Genomic DNA, 21,199 nt, shown 5'->3' with positions numbered 1-21,199 from the left:
CCGCGATGAACCTTTTTTTAATCTCGTAAAAGCAGCCGAACATAAACCGTTCATTTAAAGAGTTGTTAACGTGGCGGGTTATTACCTAAGAAACTCTTATATGAGTGTGAGGTCAGTCCTGTTTGCAGTAAATTACTGATATTCATCACACTTTGTAAGTAAACGATTGCTTGTGATGCAGGGGAAGTTTGAGTGTAATCTCATAATTTTGTTACACTTAACTGTTGACCTATGCGTGACCAATTCGACATAAATATGAAATCGTCGTGTTACATCTAGAATGTTAATTTAAGATTAGTCATGTTGAAGTCTTATTGTTCGAACTCCAGGAAAGGGGTCGCAATAGATTATAAAAAGCAGTGGATTCCCTAAAAAGTTCAAAGGTATGACAATGAAGCAACGCCTTATTCTAAAGACAGCACTAAGTGCTGCAATTCTAGCTACTCTAGCTGGGTGTGCGTCTCAATCAGCTCATGATTGGAACCAAGACGAAACTTACAAGCTAACGATTCTTCACACAAACGATAACCATGGTCGTTTCTGGCAGAATAAATATGGCGAATACGGCATGTCTGCACGTAAAACGCTAGTTGACCAACTTCGTTCAGAAGTTGAAGCAGAAGGCGGTAGCGTGTTGCTTCTATCTGGCGGTGACATCAACACGGGTGTTCCAGAGTCAGACCTTCAGGACGCAGAACCTGATTTTAAAGGTATGAACAAAATTGGTTACGATGCAATGGCATTGGGTAACCACGAGTTTGATAACTCTTTAGACGTACTACAAAAGCAGATCGACTGGGCTAACTTCCCAATGTTATCTGCAAACATCTACGATAAAGCGACAGGCGAACGTAAATTCCAAGCGTACGAAATGTTTGAAAAGCAAGGCATCAAGATTGCGGTTATTGGTTTAACAACTGAAGATACCCAAAAGATTGGTAACCCTGAATTTATCGCAGGCATCGATTTCCGTGACCCTAAAGAAGAAGCGAAGAAGCTAATCGCTGAACTTAAAGAAACAGAAAAACCGGATCTAATCTTTGCTGTGACTCACATGGGTCACTACGAAAATGGCCAACGTGGTGTTAACGCTCCGGGTGATGTTGCACTCGCTCGTTACCTAAACGAAGGCGATCTAGACATGATCGTTGGTGGTCACTCTCAAGAGCCTGTATGTATGGAAGGCCCTAACGTAGCGAAGAAAAACTTCAAGCCGGGTGATGAGTGTAAGCCTGACGTACAGAACGGTACTTACATCGTTCAAGCTCATGAGTGGGGCAAGTACGTAGGCCGTGCTGATTACGAATTCCGTAACGGCGAACTAGAGATGGTGAGCTACGATCTGATTCCAGTTAACCTTAAGAAGAAAGTTAAGATTGACGGTAAGAAGCAACGTGTTCTTATTCAAGATGAAATCGCACAAGACCCAGAGTTACTTGAATTCCTACGTCCTTTCCAAGAGCAAGGTCAAGCACAGCTAGAAGTTCAAATTGCTGAAACTAATGGCAAGCTTGAAGGCGACCGTAACGTTGTTCGTTTCCAACAGACTAACCTAGGTCGTTTGATTGCAACGTCTCACATGGAGCGTGCAAAAGCAGACTTCGCTGTGATGAACTCTGGTGGTGTACGTGATTCAATTGAAGCCGGTGATGTGACTTACAAAGACGTACTAACAGTACAACCTTTTGCAAACATCCTGACTTACACAGACATGACGGGTAAAGAAGTTCTAGATTACCTAAATGTAGTGGCGACTAAACCAATCGATTCTGGTGCTTACGCACAGTTTGCTGGTATCTCAATGACAGTGGCAAACGGTGAAGTATCGAACGTATTCATCGGTGGTAAACAGCTTCGTTTAGATGAAACATACCGCTTCACGGTGCCAAGCTTCAACGCAGCTGGTGGTGATGGTTACCCTAAACTGTCTGACCACCCTGGTTACGTAAACACTGGCTTTGTTGACGCTGAAGTACTGAAAGAGTACCTAGAAGCGAATAGCCCGGTTGACGTGAATAAGTACGCGCCTTCTGGCCAAATGGTTTACAAGTAATTGAATCCAAGCAATTGTATCAATAGGTGCTAAATTAGATTGACTCTAGCACCATGATAAATTTAACTAAAGCGACGCCTCGGCGTCGTTTTTTGTTTATCTACCGTTTGGATTTGTTATGACCCCTGCAATCAATCTCGCCAAGAAAAAGAAAATCGCTCATAGTGTGCATCAGTATCATCATGATGCGAATAATACGAACTATGGATTAGAAGCCGTTGAAGCGCTTGGTCAAGATCCCAAACGTGTATTCAAAACGCTGTTGTTCTGCTTGAATGGTGTGGCGAAAGATTTGGCGGTTGCCGTTATTCCTGTCGACCAGAAGCTCAATCTAAAGCTGGCAGCAAAAGCGGCGGAAGGAAAAAAAGCAGAGATGGCTGATCCAGATATTGCTCAGAAAACCACGGGTTATGTTGTTGGTGGCATCAGCCCGCTTGGTCAGAAAAAAGCGCTGCCGACTTTTGTTCATTCTAGTGCGACAGAATTTGAAACAATATGTGTGAGTGCGGGAAAGCGAGGTTTAGAAATTGAACTTGCCCCTAAAGACTTAGCTCAACTGACTCGAGCTCAGTTTACTGATTTGTGCTTGCAAGTTGATGGTTAGTCGTTAAAAGCCATGACGTACCGAACAATAAACAAAAACGCCCACTCATTAGTGGGCGTTTCTGTATAAGGAGTCATTCTACTTTTTCAGACCTAAAGTGCCACTAACACGTTTCTGAGCTGGTTTATTTGGTCTGTTTGAATCTTGGTTACGGTTTGCCGGTTTTCCGCTTCTACGATCGTTATTGTCGCGATCTGTACGATTGCGATCCGAACGGTTTCTATCTGAATTAGAACGCTCTGAACGAGAGTTCGACTTCCAATTCTCGGTATTACCACCGCTTTCACCGTTCGATGAATTGCGGCCACGCTTTGAGTTAGGCGCATGACGGAATTCATCCGCATTGTTACCACGGTAAGTGCGAGATCGGTTCTCGTTTTGATTACGGCGCGCTGTTGAGGTTTGGTTTTCTTCACGGCTGTCAAAAAGTTTTGCGTCAGTCGCTTTACGAATACGCTGACCTTTGGCGTTCATTTTTGACGCATCTTCTGTACTTACTGAGCCTTCACACATCGCTAATATTTCAGTGATCTCTTCGTCGCTCAGGTAGCGCCATTTTCCGTTAGGAATACCATCTAGTGAGATGTTCATAATACGAACACGGCGCAGTTTAAATACTTCGTAACCCAATGCTTCACACATACGGCGAATTTGGCGGTTAAGGCCTTGCGTTAATGTGATTCGGAACGAGAACTTGGTTTCTTTCTCGACCTTACATGGCAAGGTCACAGTATCGAGAATATGAACGCCAGCGCCCATTTGCTTCAAGAACTCAGTCGTAATCGGCTTGTCGACACGAACCACGTACTCTTTCTCGTGGTTGTTACCCGCACGAAGAATCTTGTTTACGATGTCGCCATCATTGGTCAGGAAGATAAGTCCATCAGAAGGCTTATCTAGACGACCAATTGGGAAAATTCGCTTGTGGTGGCCGATAAAGTCGACGATGTTGCCAGGAATATCACGCTCAGTCGTACAGGTAATGCCGGTCGGTTTATTGAGAGCAATATAGATAGGCTTTTCTTTTGAACGTACTGGCTTGTTGTCGATCTCAACATCATCACCTGGTAATACTTTCGTTCCCATCTCAGGGATCTTGCCATTAATAGTAACTCGGCCTGCATCGATCAATTTGTCTGCTTCACGACGTGAACAAAAACCAGTTTCACTGATGTATTTATTAAGGCGTTTGGCTTGGGATTCTTGTGACATGATATTCTCTTAGCGTTTCACAACGGAAATATAGATAAACAAAAAGCAACTTTTGGGTAGTTGCTTTGAGTTGGAATTCGTTAACTGAGGCAATTTTAGCACTTGGTGTGAGTCTAGGCACGAAATATCGGTCTTGATGCAAAATCGTTATTCGCCTATTTATCTAGCTCAACCTATCAACTGGTGCGCTTTTGATGGCGCTCTCTGTTCTCTAGTTTTTTCTCATTACTCTTTCTGAGCATGACATAGACTGCGCCAGTACCACCATGAAATTGCTGAGCAGAATGAACGCATTGAACATCGTTGATTTGCGTTAGCCAATTTGCAACGTAGCTTTTCATCATTGCTGGTGGACTCGAACGTTCGCCCTTACCATGAACAATGATGACGGTACGAACATCCATTCTTAAACACTGACGCAAAAATGAAAGCACTTCGTTACGTGCGTCTTTCAGTGTTTTCCTATGAAGGTCTAGCTTGGCTTGAATCGGGTATTTGCCTAGGCGCAGCTTTTTGTATACGCCTTCTTGTACACCGTCTTTTTTATAAGCAATAACATCGTCTGGCCTTATCATTGGTGAGTAGTCTAATGATAAGTAGTCTTTCTCGTCATCAGATAGCCACATAGCAGCTTCACGCTTGGCAAGGTGAGATTCTGTGACTCGGTGTACTTTCTGGTGTTCGGCGGTGTCATGGTCGATACGTTTAACGTCGCCCATCATTTCTTGGAATAGATCTAAGTCGTCATCATGAGACATAGTGTGTATCTCAAGTTGGAGAAGGATAGGGTAAGTATACCTAAGTTGAGGTTAGGTTTAAAAATGAAAAAACCGGAGAAGACAATAAGTCTGCTCCGGTGCAAAGCGTTTTGACATTTACTTATAAAGTAAAAGAATACTTAAAAGTAAATGATTTAGGCAGAGCGATTCTAGTGAGGAGATTTTTCAGTCATAACTTTGTATATGAAGAAGCCTCCATAAAACATCATGAGACCCAGAGCCCCGAAGATTACTATCATTGAAGATAGTCCCACCGCATTACCAAATAGGAGATCTAGCCAAAAGTCCATGTGTATACCTCAAAGTTATATGACATGGCTTAGTGTATTAACAAGCATTATCAATTCACTGATCTGGATCAATCCTGTTTCATAAGTTAAATACTTGTTGGTAACTGTGTGTTTTTCGTCACATCATGCTCGTTGTTGTATGTCTTTTGTTCGAACGATTCAAAATCGCAATAAATATGAGAAAAAGCCCTTGCGGATAAATTCAGAACCCGTATTATACGCTCCATCGACAGGCAATGAGCCAGTTAGATATCTCGGTGAATAGCGCAGCTTGGTAGCGCATCTGGTTTGGGACCAGAGGGTCGGGGGTTCGAATCCCTCTTCACCGACCACATTAGAAAAAGCCGTAGCAGAAATGCTACGGCTTTTTTGCATTTTAATCTGGTTTAGAACATGAGGATGGGGCTGGAATGCCAGTCCAATCGAATCCCTCTCACCGACCACATTTAGAAAGCCTGCTCCTTAAGCAGGCTTTCGTCGTTTCAGGACATGAGAAATGAGATTAGAACCTAGGTAGGGTTCGCCTGATGTTCAAAATAAGCTATTGGCCTTTTTCGTATTTGTAGTTTTTACAAGGGAGCAAGGCTGAAATGCTAGTTTCATCGAATACCGCTTTAGCATGTCTTTCCATATTCGAAATGTTATCGTTTTCTTATCGTGATAGCACCAAATCTTGGCTACTGGACGAACTCATTGGTTGCAATATTGTTCTTCACCCAGATCAAAGCTTGTAGGCGATTCTTCACCTTAATCTTTTTAAACGTATTATGAAGGTGCGCCTTAACGGTATTCTCACTGACATAAAGTGTATCCGCAATTTGCGTGTTAGACGCGCCATCACCGAGTAGTTTTATGATCTGCTGTTCGCGTTTGGTGAGCTTGAGGTAATAAGGGCTGGTTTTCGCGCACTGCCTTTCTCTGTAGAAGCTAATGTATTGGTAAATGAGCTTTCTACTCATCCACATTTCACCCTGTAAGATGCAGTTAAATCCGGTAACTAGCTTCTCAAGTGTATCTGATGCATAAAAAATACCGACCAAAAATTGCCACTTCAGCATCTCTGAATGAGGGAAATCATGTGGGGTATTGAGCAATACTTCATGGACGTCGCTTGCCACGTCATCTCTAAGCTCTTGGTACTTTTCAGTGTATTGTCTTGAAAACGGTGCTCCCTTAGAAAATGGAACAAAACTTGAGGATTCGACAAATAACCTGAAGGAAAAGTTTAACGACTTTAGCGAAGTTGACGGGATCATAGTGGATAGAACAATTACGCGCTTAGGCGATGACTTCTACTTCTTCTTCTCGCAATCGCTCAACGAGAGTTATCCCAACCTTAAGGAAAATTTGACGGTAAAAGAGAGGCCAACGGCTTTATCTGGAAGCATCATAGAGGTTCAACACTCTAGAAAACCGATCTTCCGTACGGCGTTGTCCCCTGGTCGTAGACAAGCGAAAGAACGAGCTGCCGATGCCACTCGAGTTGTAGGGAATTACATTATCAGATGGCAAGCAGAGAGACTCTTTCAGGACACTTACGATCTAGACCATGATGAATTTTAAGGAGCCAAGGATGTCGATATTTTTCAGAAAGGCCGCGCTCATTGCGCTGATAGTTTCGCCTTCGGTTTACTCAAGCGAATTAGTTTATACGCCCGTAAATCCAAGTTTTGGCGGAAACGCTTTAAACAGTTCTCACCTTTTTAATCACGCTAATGCTATCAATGATTATGAAGACCCAAGTGCAAGGGATATCTTTGATGAGCAAGAATCAGCCTTAGATCGTTTAGCGTCTAGTTTAGAGTCTCGTTTGATAAGCCAGTTGCTTGCTGATGTAGGTAACGGAAATACAGGGCAGTTAGAAACAGATGACTTTTTCCTCAATATTGTTGACGACTCCGGGACCTTACTCGTTCAAATCGTCGATAAAGCGACAGGGGAATCAACAGAAATCAGTGTTTCGGGACTAAACCCAGACCTCTAATCACAAGGATTGTGTTATGAAATCGATCATTATCGTCCTCTTGACCTTTGTGTTGGGAGGGTGCACTTACTCTATGCAAATTCCAGAGACTTCTGAAACGCCAAAACTGATGCCGAGAGGATCGACTTATACCGATCTTATCTCATTACCTCAGCCTCGCGGGAAAATATTGGTCTCAGTTTATGACTTTAGAGATCAAACAGGCCAATACAAGCCTCAGCCAAACAGTAACTTTTCCACAGCAGTGCCACAGGGTGGGACGTCTTTATTGACGACAGCACTTATCGACTCTCAGTGGTTTGTACCTCTGGAGCGTGAAGGGCTCCAAAACTTATTGACTGAACGTAAGATTATTCGAGCGGCTCAGAAAAAAGATAAGGTCGTAAATAATCATGGGGCAGACTTGTCGTCTTTGAGTTCCGCTAACATCGTCATCGAAGGCGGGATTGTGGCTTATGACTCGAATATTGTTACCGGAGGAGCTGGCGCCAAGTATCTAGGTATTGGTGGTTCCGGGCAATATAGAACGGATCAAGTCACTGTGAATTTAAGAGCGGTTGACGTTAGAACCGGGCAAGTTCTATTGAGTGTCACCACCACTAAAACTATCTCTTCACACGAGATTGGGTTCGGCGCATTTCGATTTGTTGATTACAAAGAACTGTTGGAAGTTGAAATGGGCTATAGCCAAAATGAACCGGTCAATATTGCTGTGATGTCTGCTATTGATGCCGCGGTGATTCATTTGATTGTGAAAGGAATGAAGCGTGGAATGTGGTCGCCGGGCGATCCGAATGCATTAGAAAATCCGATTATCGCACGTTATTCCGAAGCGAGTACAGACATACTTTAAGCTACCGAGTAAGCAGCAAAATAGGGCTATGCGGAAAACGGACCTTTCCCTTAGCCCTGTTTTTTTCTTCAAGCAACTCAATGATCAATTCACATCACACGTAATATCTTTTATCGGTGTTTCCGAGGTAACAAAACAAACATACGCTTCCGCTGGCTTATTCGGGCCTATTCGAATGTAACCTGCCTTTACTTCATCTTCATCAAACGTCACCGAGTGAGAACTTCCCGTTTGGTTGTCGTAAAAGTTTGCTTCAAAATTGTTGTTCATTTGGCTTGCGATACGGTTTCGTGTTGTCGATGTTGTGAATGTTATCGTCGCACATCGCATTGGCGGCTTCTCTGTTATGAGAAATTGCCCACTTTCTTTATCTATCACGCCACCCTTTGTATCTGGCTGAATGTCGATAGCTTGAAATTGTTCTACCGTACAAGTTTCTTTGGCAGACACTACTGTAGGCATAAGGACGGCAAAGGCTAGGGGAAAAGCGAAAAGTACTGGTTTCATTAGAACAACACCATTTATAAAAAGAGCGGAAGATAATAGCACCACTATAGTCGGTCTAAATGTAAAAATTCTGTTATTAAGGAAATGCTTTTATAATGAAAAGGTCATGCCCTAATTAACCAACTAGCTGTCTTCGTTAACCTCAAACTGACACTGTGCTTGTTTGCTCTGTGATTGTTGATTAACTGTAAAGCCTTTCTTTTCTAACAGTTCTAACAGGTTGCCTTCTCCTATCAGGTGTAAAGTACCGACGACTAACAAGTAGTGTCCTTTCGTATCGAGTTTCCAGTCATTGGCAGACAGTTTGTTTGCCCAGTCTACGTTGCGATCCGTTAGGAATGCTTTTTCAAGATCGGTTGGCATTTCAGATAATTCCGCAAAATCCTCAAGTTTGGACTCATCGCCTGCTTTCCAGCTTTCAATGAGGCAATGAACCACGCGATCAGTTTGGTCAAATTCTTCAAGGCTACTGACTAACCACTCTTTACCGTCGTCCTTTTGTTTTGTCATCAGGTCTATTTGGAATTGCAGAGGCTCCAAACTGATAACCGGAACATCTTGGGTAGTCGCTTTGTTCGCTAGCGTCGCATCAACGCCGCTGGCGGAGCCATAACTAAGGTTTTTTAACTGCTGCATTTGTATGGAGAGAGAAGTTGCCCAAGGCGGTGAGCTGAGCAGTTGTTGCGTTGGCATGCCCAATGATTTTGATATGTCGGTTAATAATTGCAGCTGTTCTGTATTGAGTACATCGGCAGTCGTGAGTTTGTTGCGGGGATATACAACGCCATCAGACTTTCTGATATCCGTTTCGATAATTAAGCCATCACTGTTTTTTAGCGCGTCGGTGATCGCCGAAGGAAGGGGGTACATACTCTCGTCTCCAACGTGCACTGAACCTAAGATAGTGAGTGTCAGATCATCCTTTTGTGCTTGCCAATAAAGGGGCTCGGCGACCGCTTGCCTAGCTGAAAAAGCGAGAACGAATAAAACCATGTACCAGAGTGGACGCAAAGGGAGCTCCTTAAGGAAGTATTAAACTCGTTAAAATCGATTTTGACGGTGTTTTTTAACGGTTTTTTTTGAGAACAATGTCACGTTGTTTGTACGAAAAGTATAACAATACGCTGAAACTCTAAATCCTTTCTGACTACCAATGACACGATTTTATGAAATCGGTAAAAAAGATTGTGATTCATTTCTCAAATTTTACGTCAAAATTAAAATGACGGAAGTGCCGTTGCTTGTAACTTGATGATTTTATTTAAATTAAATTTATCAATATTTTTGAGATTTGAAGCCGATCACTTTATTAGCTCGATTTAATTCACGGTAAAAAATAAGCCCATATAGTTTATCTAACTTTCGAAGCGCTCCATTTTGCTTCTTACTCAATTTTTAATTTATGGGTGAATACGATGTTGAAGAGAAACTTACTATCTGTAGCGGTATTGGCTGGCCTAACAGGTTGTGCAGTAACGCAAGCACCAGAACAAAAAGTAGTGAATGCACTGGCTGATAATCTTGATGTTCAGTACGAAATTCTAACTAATCATGGTGCGAATGAAGGCTTGGCTTGTCAGGACCTAGGTGCTGAATGGGCGTCATGTAATAAAGTGAACATGACGCTAACCAATGACGGTGAAGCGATTGACTCTAAAGATTGGAGCATCTACTTCCACAGTATTCGTCTTATTTTAGATGTTGATAATGAGCAATTTAAGATCACTCGCGTTACTGGTGACCTTCACAAGCTAGAACCTACTGAAAAATTTGACGGCTTTGCGGCTGGTGAAGAAGTGGTTCTTCCGTTAACGAGTGAATACTGGCAACTGTTTGAAACTGACTTTATGCCAGGTGCATTCGTGACGGCGCCAAACGCAGAACCTAAGATGATTGCATCATTGAATACAGAAGATGTTGCATCGTTCGTAACTGGTCTAGAGGGTAATAACCTTAAGCGTACGCCTGATGATAATAACGTAATGGCGACAGCGGTGACGCGTTTTGAAAAGAATGCTGCTCTAGCAACGCAAGACGTATCAACTACTTTACTACCAACGCCAATGTCGGTAGAAGCCGGTGAAGGTTCAGTTAGCATTGCTGGTGGTATTGCCCTACCTAAAGACGCATTCGACGCTGAGCAATTCGCAGCAATTGAAGAACGTGCAGATGTGGTAAACGTAGATGTGAGTGGCGACCTACCTGTGAGTGTCGCTGTTGTTCCTACTCAGTTTACGGGTGATTTAGCGAAATCTGGCGCTTATGAACTAAGCATCTCGGAAGAGGGGATTGCAATTAAAGCGTTTGATAAAACGGGTGCTTTCTACGCAGTTCAGTCTATTTTTGGCCTAATAGATAGTCAGAACGCTGAATCATTACCACAACTGTCAATTAAAGATGCGCCGCGCTTTGATTATCGTGGTGTGATGGTGGACGTTGCTCGAAACTTCCACTCAAAAGATGCCATCCTAGCAACGCTAGATCAAATGGCGGCATACAAGATGAATAAACTGCACCTTCACCTAACGGATGATGAAGGTTGGCGTTTAGAAATTCCAGGTTTACCAGAGCTAACGGATGTAGGGTCTAATCGTTGTTTTGATTTGGATGAACAAAGCTGCTTACTGCCTCAGCTAGGTTCTGGTCCAACAACAGACAACTTTGGCTCTGGTTTCTTTAGTAAAGCGGATTACGTCGAGATCCTAAGCTACGCTAAAGCGCGCAGCATCGAAGTTATCCCTGAAATTGATATGCCAGCACACGCTCGTTCAGCTGTGGTATCAATGGAAGCGCGTTACACTCGTCTCATGGCGGAAGGCAAAGAAGCAGAAGCGAACGAATACCGCTTGATGGATCCGCAAGATACATCGAATGTAACCACGGTTCAGTTCTACGATAAGCAAAGCTTCATTAACCCATGTATGGAGTCATCAACTCACTTCGTCGATAAAGTAATCTCTGAAGTGGCGGCAATGCACCAAGAAGCGGGCGTACCGCTAACGACTTGGCACTTCGGCGGCGATGAAGCGAAAAACATCAAGTTAGGCGCAGGCTTACAAGATATTAATGCAGAAGATAAAGTGGCTTGGAAAGGCAACATCGATTTGTCTAAGCAAGATAAGCCGTTCCAACAATCACCACAATGTCAGTCATTGATCGCTGATGGTACTGTAAGCGATTTCGGTCATCTACCAAGCCACTTCGCAGAACAGGTTTCTAAGATTGTTGCTGAGAAGGGTATTCCCCACTTCCAAGCATGGCAAGATGGTCTGAAATACAGCGAAGGCGAGGAAGCATTTGCGACCGAAAGTACACGCGTGAACTTCTGGGACGTTCTTTACTGGGGCGGAACTTCATCAGTATACGATTGGTCAGCAAAAGGGTATGACGTGATTGTCTCTAACCCAGACTACGTATACATGGATATGCCATACGAAGTTGATGCAGCTGAGCGTGGTTACTACTGGGCAACACGTGCAACCGATACTCGTAAGATGTTTGGCTTCGCACCAGAAAACATGCCACAAAACGCAGAAACATCATTAGACCGTGATGGCAATGGTTTTACTGGTAAAGGTGAGGTTGAAGCGAAACCTTTCTACGGTCTGTCAGCTCAACTTTGGTCAGAAACAGTACGTACTGACGAGCAATATGAATACATGGTGTTCCCTCGCGTATTGGCAGCAGCAGAGCGCGCATGGCACCGAGCAGATTGGGAAAACGACTACAAGGTTGGTGTTGAATACTCTCAAGAAACTAACTTAGTGAATAAGCAAGCGTTGAACAGCGACTTTAATCGCTTCGCGAATATTCTTGGTCAACGTGAGCTAGCTAAGCTAGAAAAAGCGGGTATTGATTACCGACTACCAGTTCCAGGTGCGAAGGTTGTTGACGGTAAGCTAGCGATGAACGTTCAATTCCCAGGTGTAGAGCTGCAATACTCTGCTGATGGCGAAAACTGGCTAACATACGATGAGCAACAACGTCCATCAGTTTCTGGTGAGACTTACATCCGCTCTATTTCAGAAAGTGGTGAGAAAGTAAGTCGAGTGACCTCAGTTAAATAATCGATAAGCACTATTAGTAGAAGAGCTCCTGACCTTTATCTTATTCAAGATAAAACGGGAGCTCTTTTTGTTTACTGCGAATTAGGTGCATATCCAAAACTGAAACATATAGAAATCGCCTTTGGTCATATCATCAACAATGCACATAAGGTGACTTTAATCCCAAAAGTGACGCGCTTCTCATTATTCTCTTCAAAAAATAAGCCCCCTGTAAAAAACTCTAAATCAGATGTGATTCAACTATCTAGATCTAATTTTTCTTCGTGAAATAACGTGATCCCGATCTGTATATTTTTCCATCTTAAGTTTTTTATCAATTTTTATGTTTTTAAGTTGTTGATTTTAAAGTTTTAAATAACTTGTCTTTTTTTGATAGTGAGAGGGATCACTCTGCTGTCCCTTTTATTTTTAAACGCGAATTAATTCGAGCAACATAGATTTCATGCCAGGGAGGCTACCAACTACTCAAGCGGTGAAGGTGAATGATGTACCGAAGATGTGCCGCTGAAAAAATTAAACTAAGGCAGTTTACTATGAAAAAAATTATCGCTCTAAGTGCTCTTTCTCTTGCTTTCGCTTCTAGTGCTTTTGCTGGTTCTTCTTACGTAACGGGTAACATCCAAATTCATGACGATGGCCGTATCCACGGTTCTGACATGACTTCTACGCTAGAAGCTGGTCACACGTTTGACAACTCTCTAGGCGGCTTCACGGTTTATTCTGAGTTTGATGGTATCCAACTGGGCAAACTTGAATCTGAAAATGGCGGTGCAGGTAATACTACTCCAGGCATCACTGTCGGTGGTGAGCAATCTTTCAACATTACTGACAAATTATGGGTTGCTGCGGGTTACCAACACCTATTCTCTGCAGGTGAGAGCATTCAGTTCCGTCCATTAGTTAAGATCGGTTACAACTTCGATAACGGTATCTCTATTAGCAACCGTACTCGTGCACACATCGATGATACTTCGGCTAATGCTGACACAGACTACCGCATGGATAACCGTATTGGTTACACAGTGAATGCTGACCTAGCACTTAGCTACAACAACGTATACATGATTGATGCTGAAGCGATGGACCATGAGTTACGTGCTACATGGACTCGTCAAGGTGTTCAACCTTACTTTGAGTTCCGTAGCCAAGCTAACGGCGTAGATTTCGCAAACGGCGATTCTAAGCAGAACAACGCATTCGTATTCGGTGCTTCTTACGGCTTCTAAGCCGATTCACTTGGCTGCTTAGTCTATTAGATTATTAGCCGAGTGAGCTTCTTCGCTAATTAGTTTTTTTGTTAAATAGCTTTTTGTTAAATAGCTTCTTAGCCAATTAGCGAGGAGAAATATAGCGGCACTAACAGCCCGGTTGGTACCGCGACAAGATTTGCTTTACTGTCCAAAAGCAAAGAGCCTAGCAAGTAAACCACAGTCTTGGGTTTACTCATGCTAGGCTCTATTTTTATGACTTCTTTTAATTGCTTGGCGTTGGTCTAGTTAAGCTTTATTTTCCGTTGTAATGACGGTACTCAAACACCTGACCTTCTTCATTAAACGCATACACAGAATACTCGTCTTTCTTATCGCCATATTCCATGCCCGGAGAGCCCATTGGCATGCCTGGAACCGCTAAGCCAATCGCATTACGTGGTGGATTTTCTAAAAAGGCTTTCACGTCCTCTGCTGGAATGTGCCCTTCAAATACGTAACCGTCGATCTCTGCCGTGTGGCAAGAGGCTAGTTTTTGCGTTACCCCTAACTTCTGCTTTATTGGATTCATATCATCGTGGAGCTTCTCTGTAACATCGAACCCAGCATCTCGCATATGTTCTGTCCATTCTGTGCAGCAGCCACAGTATGGAGACTTATGGTTTAGAACATCAGTCGCGAGAGCTTGTCCTGAAATTGCAGCGAGTGCTGTAAGAGTCATAATTTTACGAATCATGGTTAACCTCATGAATATGGTTTTTGTTGATATTAGAATATGTGGGTTTAAACAGTCTTAATCTGTTGGCATTGCTTACTACCGTGATTGACGACATCGCCATCGCAGCGCCTGCAACGACAGGGCTAAGCAGAAATCCGAAAAATGGGTAGAGCACACCGGCTGCGATAGGAATACCAAGCGAGTTATAGATGAAGGCACCAAACAGGTTTTGCTTCATATTTCTTACGGTCGCTTGGGACAACTCGATCGCATTGCTTACTGATAATGGCGATGAGTTGAGTAGTGTCATTTGTGCACTTTCAATCGCCACATCGCTGCCGCTACCCATTGCTATGCCTATATCTGCTTGAGCAAGTGCAGGCGCGTCGTTAATACCGTCTCCGACCATGGCAACACTCTTATATTGCTGTTGCAGCTGAACAATATGTTGAGCTTTCTGCTCTGGAAGCACTTCCGAGATAACCTCGTCGATACCGACGTCTTTACCTATTGCTTGAGCCACAGAGTCGTTGTCGCCCGTTAATAGCAGAGTGTGAATTCCGGCGGACTTTAGTTGAGCTATCGCCTGTTTGCTATCTATTTTTAACGCGTCTGAAATGCCTAATATACCTTCGAGTTTTTGGTCAATCACAATGAAAATAGGCGTCCACGCTTGCGAGCGGCAAAGCTCGATGAAATCCGCGCCAACCTCTGTATTGATACCTAATTGGGTTAGGTACTTAAGCGAGCCAACTTGCACGTTCTTGCCGTTAATTGTTGCTTGTACGCCAAGCCCTCGTTGGTTTTCAAATTCGCTGTGTGGGAGTATTGAAACCTGTTGGCTCTCTGCATATTGGCAAACGGCTTTGGCGAGTGGGTGCTCAGATCCTACTTCTACTGAATAAGCATAAGCCAGTAAAAATTGCTCCGTTAGATTAGCGTAAAAGGCCTGTTGAACGGTTGGTTTGCCTTGGGTCAACGTACCTGTTTTATCAAACACAACAGCATCGATTTTGCTAGCAGACTGCAATACATCCGCATCTTTAATAAGAACGCCAAACTCAGCCGCTTTACCTACGCCAACAGTAATAGAGAGTGGGGTCGCGAGACCTAATGCACATGGGCAAGCGATGATCAGCACGGTCGTCGATACGACAAGCATGTAGCTTGCACTTGGTTGTGGGCCAACAAAAAACCAAACTAAGGCGGCAATGGCAGCGATCGCGACTACAACAGGAACGAAAACAGCAGAGATAGAGTCGGCAAGCTTGGCAATTGCAGGTTTACTGCTTTGTGCTTGGCGAACCATCTGGATAATGCGAGCCAACATAGTGCTTGAGCCAATTCCTGTCGCTTCAATAATTAAGCTGCCGTCACCATTAATGGTACCTGCAGAAACGCCATCATTAACTGATTTTACGTTGGGAAGCGGCTCACCAGTTAGCATGGATTCATCGATGTAAGACTCACCTGATACCACAACTCCATCAACCGGTACTTTCTCACCCGGTTTGACACGTATCTGCATACCCACTTGGATAGCTTCTACGGCGATGGTTTGCTCTTTACCATCGACGATAACCACGGCTTTTTGAGGCTGTAAGTTTATCAGCGCCTGTAAAGACTTAGTGGTGCGTGCTTTGGCTTTGGCTTCAATGTAGTGACCTAAAGAAATAAGGCCAACAATCATCGCACTTGCTTCAAAATAGACATGACGAGAAGCTTCAGGGAACCACGATGGAATGAGCACAACCAACATTGAATAGAACCATGCTGCGCCTGTACCTAGAGCGACTAAGGTATCCATGGTCGCGCGCTTATGCATGAGAGACTGCCAAGCATTGGTGAAGAAGCTACGACCTGAGGTAGCAAGCAGTATCAAACAAACGACACCAACCAAGCCCCAAGCCAGTTGATCGTTAAATGTGGCAATGGTCATGCTGCCACCGAACACACCCCATGCCATCAGCGGCGCACCGATTACCAACGCGCTTACTGAGTTTCTAAGGAAGGCTTGTTGAGTACGAAGTTGCTGTTCTTGTTGTTTTTGCTGTTGAGTCGCTGCATCGTCGACAAACTCAGCGCCATAACCAGCAGCTTTCACCGATTCTATTAGAGCGTTTTCAATGATGTCTCTTGTTTGAGAGGTGAAAACCAAGGCAGTTTGTTCGGCAAGGTTGATCTGAGCTTGGTCGACAAACTCATTCTTTTTCAGTGCTTTCTCTACCGAAGAGACGCAACTCGCACAAGTCATCCCCTCAAGAACAAGGTGATAGGTATATTGGCTAGCTGCGGTTTTATCTTCACTCTTTTTATCTGCTTGTTCGTCTTCTAAATCTGAACTCGATGAAAGGTCATTCGTTTCTGAGTAGGGAGCTGCGTGGTAACCCAGGCTTTCGACCAGCTTAATCACCTCAGACTCAGAAAGCAGAGTAACCAGTGATAATTCCTGTTTGCTGACTTCTAGGTTTAAGGCTTGCTCAGTTTGTTCAAGCGCTTTAGTCAGTTTGCTCACACACTTGCCGCAACTCAGACCGGATAGCGAAAGGTGCAGCTGATTACCCATAGAATAGCCAAGCGTTGCTAACTGTTCGTTGAGCTGAATGTAACTAAATGGAGTCGAAATATCGATGTAGGTCGGCGATATGTCATTAATCATCGTGCTGTCGAGATCGCTAAACAGTGTGCGAACTTTCTTCGCGCAACCCATGCAATTTAGGCCGTTGAGCGCCGTTGTGTAGTAGTTCATATCGATACTCCAATTCTCATCTACGCCTAACATAAACCTTCCCGTAAGGGTAAGGTCAAACATAAATTCAAGAATTTGATCTTGGTGGAGTGCTAGCTGGTGGTTTCAGTTTGGAATGGAAGAGGGAAATTAAGAATGTGCGGCTATAATCTACTTGCTAAGACTATCTATTTACGACTTTAAGGGCGTAATTGGCCTTTCAATAACGGCTTTCGTACAACAACAGCGCATTAATCATTCACTACTGATTGTAGATTTAAGCGGTGGTGATAAAATAGCGCCCAAAATTTAGTGATGTTTGACTATTGCAGGCCTTGTAATGGCGAGCACTAAAAGAATCACCTACATAATCAAGGTATTTAAATGACGGTTAAAACTCGTTTTGCTCCTAGCCCAACTGGCTATCTTCACGTTGGTGGTGCACGTACTGCACTTTACTCTTGGCTATTCGCTAAGAACCAAGGTGGTGAATTCGTTCTACGTATCGAAGACACGGACCTTGAGCGTAACTCTCAAGAAGCGGTTGATGCAATTCTAGAAGGCATGCAATGGATGGGTATGGAATGGGATGAAGGTCCTTACTACCAATCTAAGCGTTTTGACCGTTACAACGAAATGGTTGATAAGCTACTTGCTGAAGACAAAGCATTCAAATGCTACGCGTCTAAAGAGCTGCTTGATGAAATTCGTGCAGAGCAAGAAGAAAACAAAGAAATGGCTCGCTACGATGCTAACCACCCTAAAATTGTTGCAGCAAACGAAGCAGCAAAAGAGGGTGATGCGTGCGTTATCCGTTTCCGTAACCCTAAAGAAGGCAGCGTAGTATTTGATGACCAAATCCGTGGTCGCATTGAAATCGCAAACAGCCAACTTGATGACCTGATCATTCGTCGTACAGACGGTGCACCAACTTACAACTTCGTAGTAGTAGTGGATGACTGGGACATGGGTATCACACACGTTGTTCGTGGTGAAGACCACATCAACAACACACCTCGTCAAATCAACATCTATGAAGCACTAGGCGCGCCAGTTCCAACGTTCGCTCACTGTGCAATGATTCTTGGTGATGACGGTGCGAAACTTTCTAAGCGTCACGGTGCTGTTTCTGTAATGCAATACCGCGATGAAGGTTACCTACCAAATGCATTAAACAACTATCTAGTTCGTTTAGGCTGGTCTCACGGTGACCAAGAGATCTTCTCTCAAGAAGAGATGATTGAATTCTTCAGCCTGAACGCTATCAGCAAGTCTGCTTCTGCATTCAACACTGATAAGCTACTTTGGTTGAACAACCACTACATCAAGACATCTGAGCCTGAGTACGTTGCAAAATACCTGCAATGGCACCTAGACGCACAGAAGATCGATACAACAAACGGTCCAGCTATCACTGAAGTGATCAAGCTAGTTGGCGAGCGTTGTAACACGCTTATCGAACTTGCTGAGCAATCTCGTTACTTCTACGAAGATTTCTCTGAGTTTGAAGCTGGTGCAGCGAAGAAGCACCTACGTGGTGTTGCTAAAGGCCCACTAGAGCTTGCTCTTGCTAAGGTTGAAGCACTTGAAGATTTCACTACTGCAAACATCAAAGATGGTGTAATTGCAGCTGTATGTGAAGAGCTAGAGATCGGCATGGGTAAAATCGGTATGCCACTTCGCGTAGCAGTAACAGGCGGCGGTCAGTCTCCTTCTGTTGATGCAGTGATGGAGCTTGTTGGTAAAGAGCGCGTAATCGCTCGCATCAAGATGGCTCTTGAGTTCATTGCTGAGCGTGAAGCTAACGCTTAATCCTATTTCTCTTGTTTGAGATAGAATGTACTTGAGATAGAACGATCATCAGCCGACAGCTTAATTCGCTGTCGGCTTTTTATTGTTTAATGAAAATACGGTCAACGTATTTTAGGACGAGACAGTTATAGCAAGTCTTGAGCTTTTGCTAAAACACTGAGTTTTGGGAATATATTTTGGCAGCTGTGCTGGTGGTTCATCGGGTTCATATCTGCAATCGCATCTTCGACAATCACCACGTTATAACCCAGTTCAAATGCTTGTCTAGCCGTTGATTCGACCCCAATACTTGTTGCTACCCCGGTCAGATAAATATCCGTAATACCTTGCTCACAAAGCTGCTTCTGCAAATCTGTGTTGGTAAATGCACCCCAGGAATATTTGGTTAGATAGCGATAATTAGGGTTTAGGCGCAGGCTTTCGATGACCTCTCCCCATACGATCTTTGATGCGTCAGGCTGAGCCGCTTTATTTTGCAGTTCCGTTCGGCCTTGTGGACGACCGGCTACATTAACAATAATTACGGGTAAATCAGCATCATCAAATGCATCGCAGAGAGCAAGGCTGTTCTCTATGATCGGTCGGGACACGGTTTCCGGTAATTGATCAACGATACCTTGTTGCAGGTCGATAACGACAAGCGCAGAGCATTTACTCATTTTCATTACTTTATGCCTTAGTGGTCTTTGTGTGAGGTTATAGTGGTTAACTTTTACGGTGTATTAAGCGGGTGTAAAAGCGGATGAAAGCCAGTGCAACCATCATATAAATGAGTAGGTTCAAAGGGGTAGTGACGTCATAAACAGGCACAAGTTGCGTTGCGCTCATGGTAATCATTACTAATAGGTTGCCCCCGAGAACTCGATAGACCATCCACTGATTACCAGCGAACAGGCGATACACCGTAAAGACATTAACAAAGTAAAATGCCATTAATTGCCATACTTCGGTCATCGAAGGTAACAGCAGAACATACTGAATGAGGAACAGTGACCCAAAGGCTAAGTAGCCAATGGTCCAGTGCTTTATCATTTGCCTAGGCATGTTGCTTAATATCAAGGCGCAAATGGCACTGTTAATGATGAACAGACTTCCCGATGATATTGGTAGATATATCCAGACTAGAATTGCTGAGATGAAGCTCATTGTGCCGACTAACGTATTGCTTAATCGTTGCTGGCTGTTGTCAAGTAATCGGGCAAATAAGCGCTTTTTCTTAAAGTTACCCTGGTAGAATTGTTTGACTGTCTCTGGAAAAGGGGGCTTGTAATCGACATTAACCGATGATGCTTCAATAAAAGCCATAGCCTGGTTAAGTATCGAAAAATCATTGTGATCAACCCCTTGATCATGGGCGTTTTGCAGTAACTGTTTGGCAACCCAGATTGCTTGAGTTTGCTGTTGATGCTTCCACTGCTTTCTGGCAGGCATACGGCCATGCAAATCGGGCAGGCGCATCAGATCGTTCAGCGCTTTGAAGGTCGGGCTTTCAATATTTAACTCGCAGCTCGTGTGTAACTGGAAACGCTGCGCTGAGTCATTGTAAGCGAGTGAATGAATGAGGGGAGACATCGCCTCTAAAACAACACTGACTTCGTTGTTAAAGCGTGTGTCATCATCCTCAGGCCAAACCACGCTATAGATGGTCGTATAGACCACGAAGCCAAGCAGGGTTTCTTGCAGCCTTAGTACCGCAATATTAAATGTAGCTACACCATCAAAGCTGCCAGATATCGCCAGCAGGATGCAGACAATAAATGCCGTAATGTAAGCATAGCCGATGACCGGATCGGAACCCATGTATATACAAATTGCGAGTAACAGTGCGATGTTTGCTAAAAAATAATATCGATCTTGCCCAAAAACAGCGATTAACCAAAGCCCGACAAACGCGCCACAAAGCGTCCCCAACAATCTGAGAATGCCTTTTTTCTTGCCAGCAGTAATAGTATCAGTGATGGCCAATATATTGACCACGATAGCCGCCCAGTAAGGCTTCTCAAGGTTAAAATACAACGCAAGGTAGATAGCTAAACAAAATGCTAGGGCAACCTTTATGGCATTCTTGGCTGGAGTGCTCAGTGACTTTATAATGAGTAGCATAGTGGGGTTTAGCGGCAGAGGGATCGAATACGAGGATATTGCCTGATCTTTTGGTCAGCCTAAACTCTAGTTTGAAGGCCTTGATCCATCAAATATAGCAACTCTATTGCATCGTTTAACATTCAGGGGGAGGGGGGCGATCAGTCACTCTACTTATACGATATTGTTCGATGCTGATAATGATCGATAGATCTTCTAATAGTTAATAGCGATAGAACATCAGGTTTATCGTTCTTCTAAGCTGGCTAGTTGTTCCGATTATTTTAGGTTCATCGCGGCTT

Annotated in this window: 17 protein-coding genes, 1 tRNA gene and 1 pseudogene; 9 read left to right on the top strand and 10 right to left on the bottom strand. The window is 43.7% G+C overall.

Going from position 1 to position 21,199, the window contains the following annotated elements; genetic code table 11:
• Nucleotides 1–391 precede the first annotated feature (391 nt).
• Together ushA and ybaK are read left to right on the top strand one after the other, a co-directional pair.
• The gene (gene ushA, locus AB4482_RS22365) at nucleotides 392–2,053 is read left to right on the top strand and encodes a bifunctional UDP-sugar hydrolase/5'-nucleotidase UshA (protein WP_048659781.1); all 1,662 of its coding nucleotides are present in this window, start codon (nucleotides 392–394) and stop codon (nucleotides 2,051–2,053) included.
• 118 nt (nucleotides 2,054–2,171) lie between these two features.
• On the top strand, nucleotides 2,172–2,657 hold the full coding sequence (gene ybaK / locus AB4482_RS22360) for a Cys-tRNA(Pro) deacylase (RefSeq protein ID WP_146492349.1): 486 nt from the start codon (nucleotides 2,172–2,174) through the stop codon (nucleotides 2,655–2,657).
• A gap of 78 nt (nucleotides 2,658–2,735) precedes the next feature.
• Here the strand turns inward: ybaK and rluF are convergent, their stop codons facing one another.
• From rluF to AB4482_RS22345, 3 genes are all read right to left on the bottom strand, one after another.
• Nucleotides 2,736–3,869, bottom strand: a complete 1,134-nt coding sequence (rluF, locus tag AB4482_RS22355; protein ID WP_372181729.1) for a 23S rRNA pseudouridine(2604) synthase RluF — start codon at nucleotides 3,867–3,869, stop codon at nucleotides 2,736–2,738.
• 176 nt (nucleotides 3,870–4,045) lie between these two features.
• The gene (smrA, locus tag AB4482_RS22350; RefSeq protein WP_285952995.1) at nucleotides 4,046–4,627 is read right to left on the bottom strand and encodes a DNA endonuclease SmrA; all 582 of its coding nucleotides are present in this window, start codon (nucleotides 4,625–4,627) and stop codon (nucleotides 4,046–4,048) included.
• Nucleotides 4,628–4,797: 170 nt separating this feature from the next.
• Entirely contained in the window at nucleotides 4,798–4,938 is a 141-nt protein-coding gene (locus AB4482_RS22345; RefSeq protein WP_017062321.1) for a DUF3149 domain-containing protein, read from the bottom strand.
• Between the two features lie 255 nt (nucleotides 4,939–5,193).
• On the opposite strand from AB4482_RS22345, the gene AB4482_RS22340 reads away from it, so the two are divergent.
• Nucleotides 5,194–5,270: transfer RNA gene (locus AB4482_RS22340), tRNA-Pro, on the top strand.
• 345 nt (nucleotides 5,271–5,615) lie between these two features.
• On the opposite strand, the gene AB4482_RS22335 is transcribed toward AB4482_RS22340, so the two are convergent.
• Nucleotides 5,616–6,209: a LuxR C-terminal-related transcriptional regulator gene (locus tag AB4482_RS22335; protein ID WP_372181732.1), complete on the bottom strand. Its 594-nt coding sequence runs from the start codon at nucleotides 6,207–6,209 to the stop codon at nucleotides 5,616–5,618.
• Between AB4482_RS22335 and AB4482_RS22330 the strand changes: the two are divergent.
• From AB4482_RS22330 to AB4482_RS22320, 3 genes and pseudogenes are all read left to right on the top strand, one after another.
• Nucleotides 6,094–6,501, top strand: a pseudogene (locus tag AB4482_RS22330) (curli production assembly/transport protein CsgE); the annotation flags it as partial. The gene AB4482_RS22335 and the pseudogene AB4482_RS22330 overlap by 116 nt on opposite strands.
• 10 nt (nucleotides 6,502–6,511) lie before the next feature.
• A complete protein-coding gene (locus AB4482_RS22325; RefSeq protein WP_017064154.1) occupies nucleotides 6,512–6,922 on the top strand; it encodes a curli assembly protein CsgF in 411 nt (136 codons plus the stop codon).
• Between the two features lie 16 nt (nucleotides 6,923–6,938).
• Nucleotides 6,939–7,775: a CsgG/HfaB family protein gene (locus AB4482_RS22320; RefSeq protein ID WP_371720987.1), complete on the top strand. Its 837-nt coding sequence runs from the start codon at nucleotides 6,939–6,941 to the stop codon at nucleotides 7,773–7,775.
• A gap of 84 nt (nucleotides 7,776–7,859) precedes the next feature.
• On the opposite strand, the gene AB4482_RS22315 is transcribed toward AB4482_RS22320, so the two are convergent.
• Both AB4482_RS22315 and AB4482_RS22310 read right to left on the bottom strand, forming a co-directional pair.
• A complete protein-coding gene (locus tag AB4482_RS22315; protein ID WP_372181727.1) occupies nucleotides 7,860–8,282 on the bottom strand; it encodes a hypothetical protein in 423 nt (140 codons plus the stop codon).
• Nucleotides 8,283–8,405: 123 nt separating this feature from the next.
• A complete protein-coding gene (locus AB4482_RS22310) occupies nucleotides 8,406–9,293 on the bottom strand; it encodes a TraB/GumN family protein (RefSeq protein ID WP_372181725.1) in 888 nt (295 codons plus the stop codon).
• Between the two features lie 404 nt (nucleotides 9,294–9,697).
• Here AB4482_RS22310 and AB4482_RS22305 point away from each other — a divergent pair, with 404 nt between their 5' ends.
• Together AB4482_RS22305 and AB4482_RS22300 are read left to right on the top strand one after the other, a co-directional pair.
• Entirely contained in the window at nucleotides 9,698–12,349 is a 2,652-nt protein-coding gene (locus AB4482_RS22305) for a beta-N-acetylhexosaminidase (RefSeq protein WP_372181724.1), read from the top strand.
• 533 nt (nucleotides 12,350–12,882) lie between these two features.
• Nucleotides 12,883–13,575 (top strand): oligogalacturonate-specific porin KdgM family protein, encoded by a 693-nt coding sequence (locus AB4482_RS22300; RefSeq protein WP_004736127.1) that lies wholly within the window; start codon nucleotides 12,883–12,885, stop codon nucleotides 13,573–13,575.
• A 277-nt stretch (nucleotides 13,576–13,852) separates the two neighbouring features.
• On the opposite strand, the gene AB4482_RS22295 is transcribed toward AB4482_RS22300, so the two are convergent.
• Nucleotides 13,853–14,293, bottom strand: coding sequence for a DUF411 domain-containing protein (locus AB4482_RS22295; protein WP_004736129.1), 441 nt, complete (start codon nucleotides 14,291–14,293; stop codon nucleotides 13,853–13,855).
• Nucleotides 14,283–17,087 (bottom strand): copper-translocating P-type ATPase, encoded by a 2,805-nt coding sequence (locus tag AB4482_RS22290; RefSeq protein ID WP_372131390.1) that lies wholly within the window; start codon nucleotides 17,085–17,087, stop codon nucleotides 14,283–14,285. The genes AB4482_RS22295 and AB4482_RS22290 overlap by 11 nt, the downstream gene beginning before the upstream one ends.
• A 300-nt stretch (nucleotides 17,088–17,387) precedes the next feature.
• Between AB4482_RS22290 and gltX the strand changes: the two genes are divergently transcribed.
• Entirely contained in the window at nucleotides 17,388–18,815 is a 1,428-nt protein-coding gene (gltX, locus tag AB4482_RS22285; RefSeq protein WP_017069020.1) for a glutamate--tRNA ligase, read from the top strand.
• Nucleotides 18,816–18,940: 125 nt separating this feature from the next.
• On the opposite strand, the gene AB4482_RS22280 is transcribed toward gltX, so the two are convergent.
• Both AB4482_RS22280 and AB4482_RS22275 read right to left on the bottom strand, forming a co-directional pair.
• Entirely contained in the window at nucleotides 18,941–19,474 is a 534-nt protein-coding gene (locus tag AB4482_RS22280) for an isochorismatase family cysteine hydrolase (RefSeq protein ID WP_240698162.1), read from the bottom strand.
• A gap of 46 nt (nucleotides 19,475–19,520) precedes the next feature.
• Nucleotides 19,521–20,918 carry an FUSC family protein gene (locus tag AB4482_RS22275; RefSeq protein ID WP_017060532.1) on the bottom strand — a complete coding sequence of 466 codons (1,398 nt, stop codon included), beginning with the start codon at nucleotides 20,916–20,918 and terminating at the stop codon, nucleotides 19,521–19,523.
• Nucleotides 20,919–21,199 lie beyond the last annotated feature (281 nt).

The sequence above is a fragment of the Vibrio sp. 10N.222.55.C7 genome, from assembly GCF_041473335.1.
Classification (GTDB): domain Bacteria; phylum Pseudomonadota; class Gammaproteobacteria; order Enterobacterales; family Vibrionaceae; genus Vibrio; species Vibrio crassostreae_C.
Note: the sequence above shows the minus strand (reverse complement) of the source record. Positions and strands in the feature narration are given on the sequence as shown.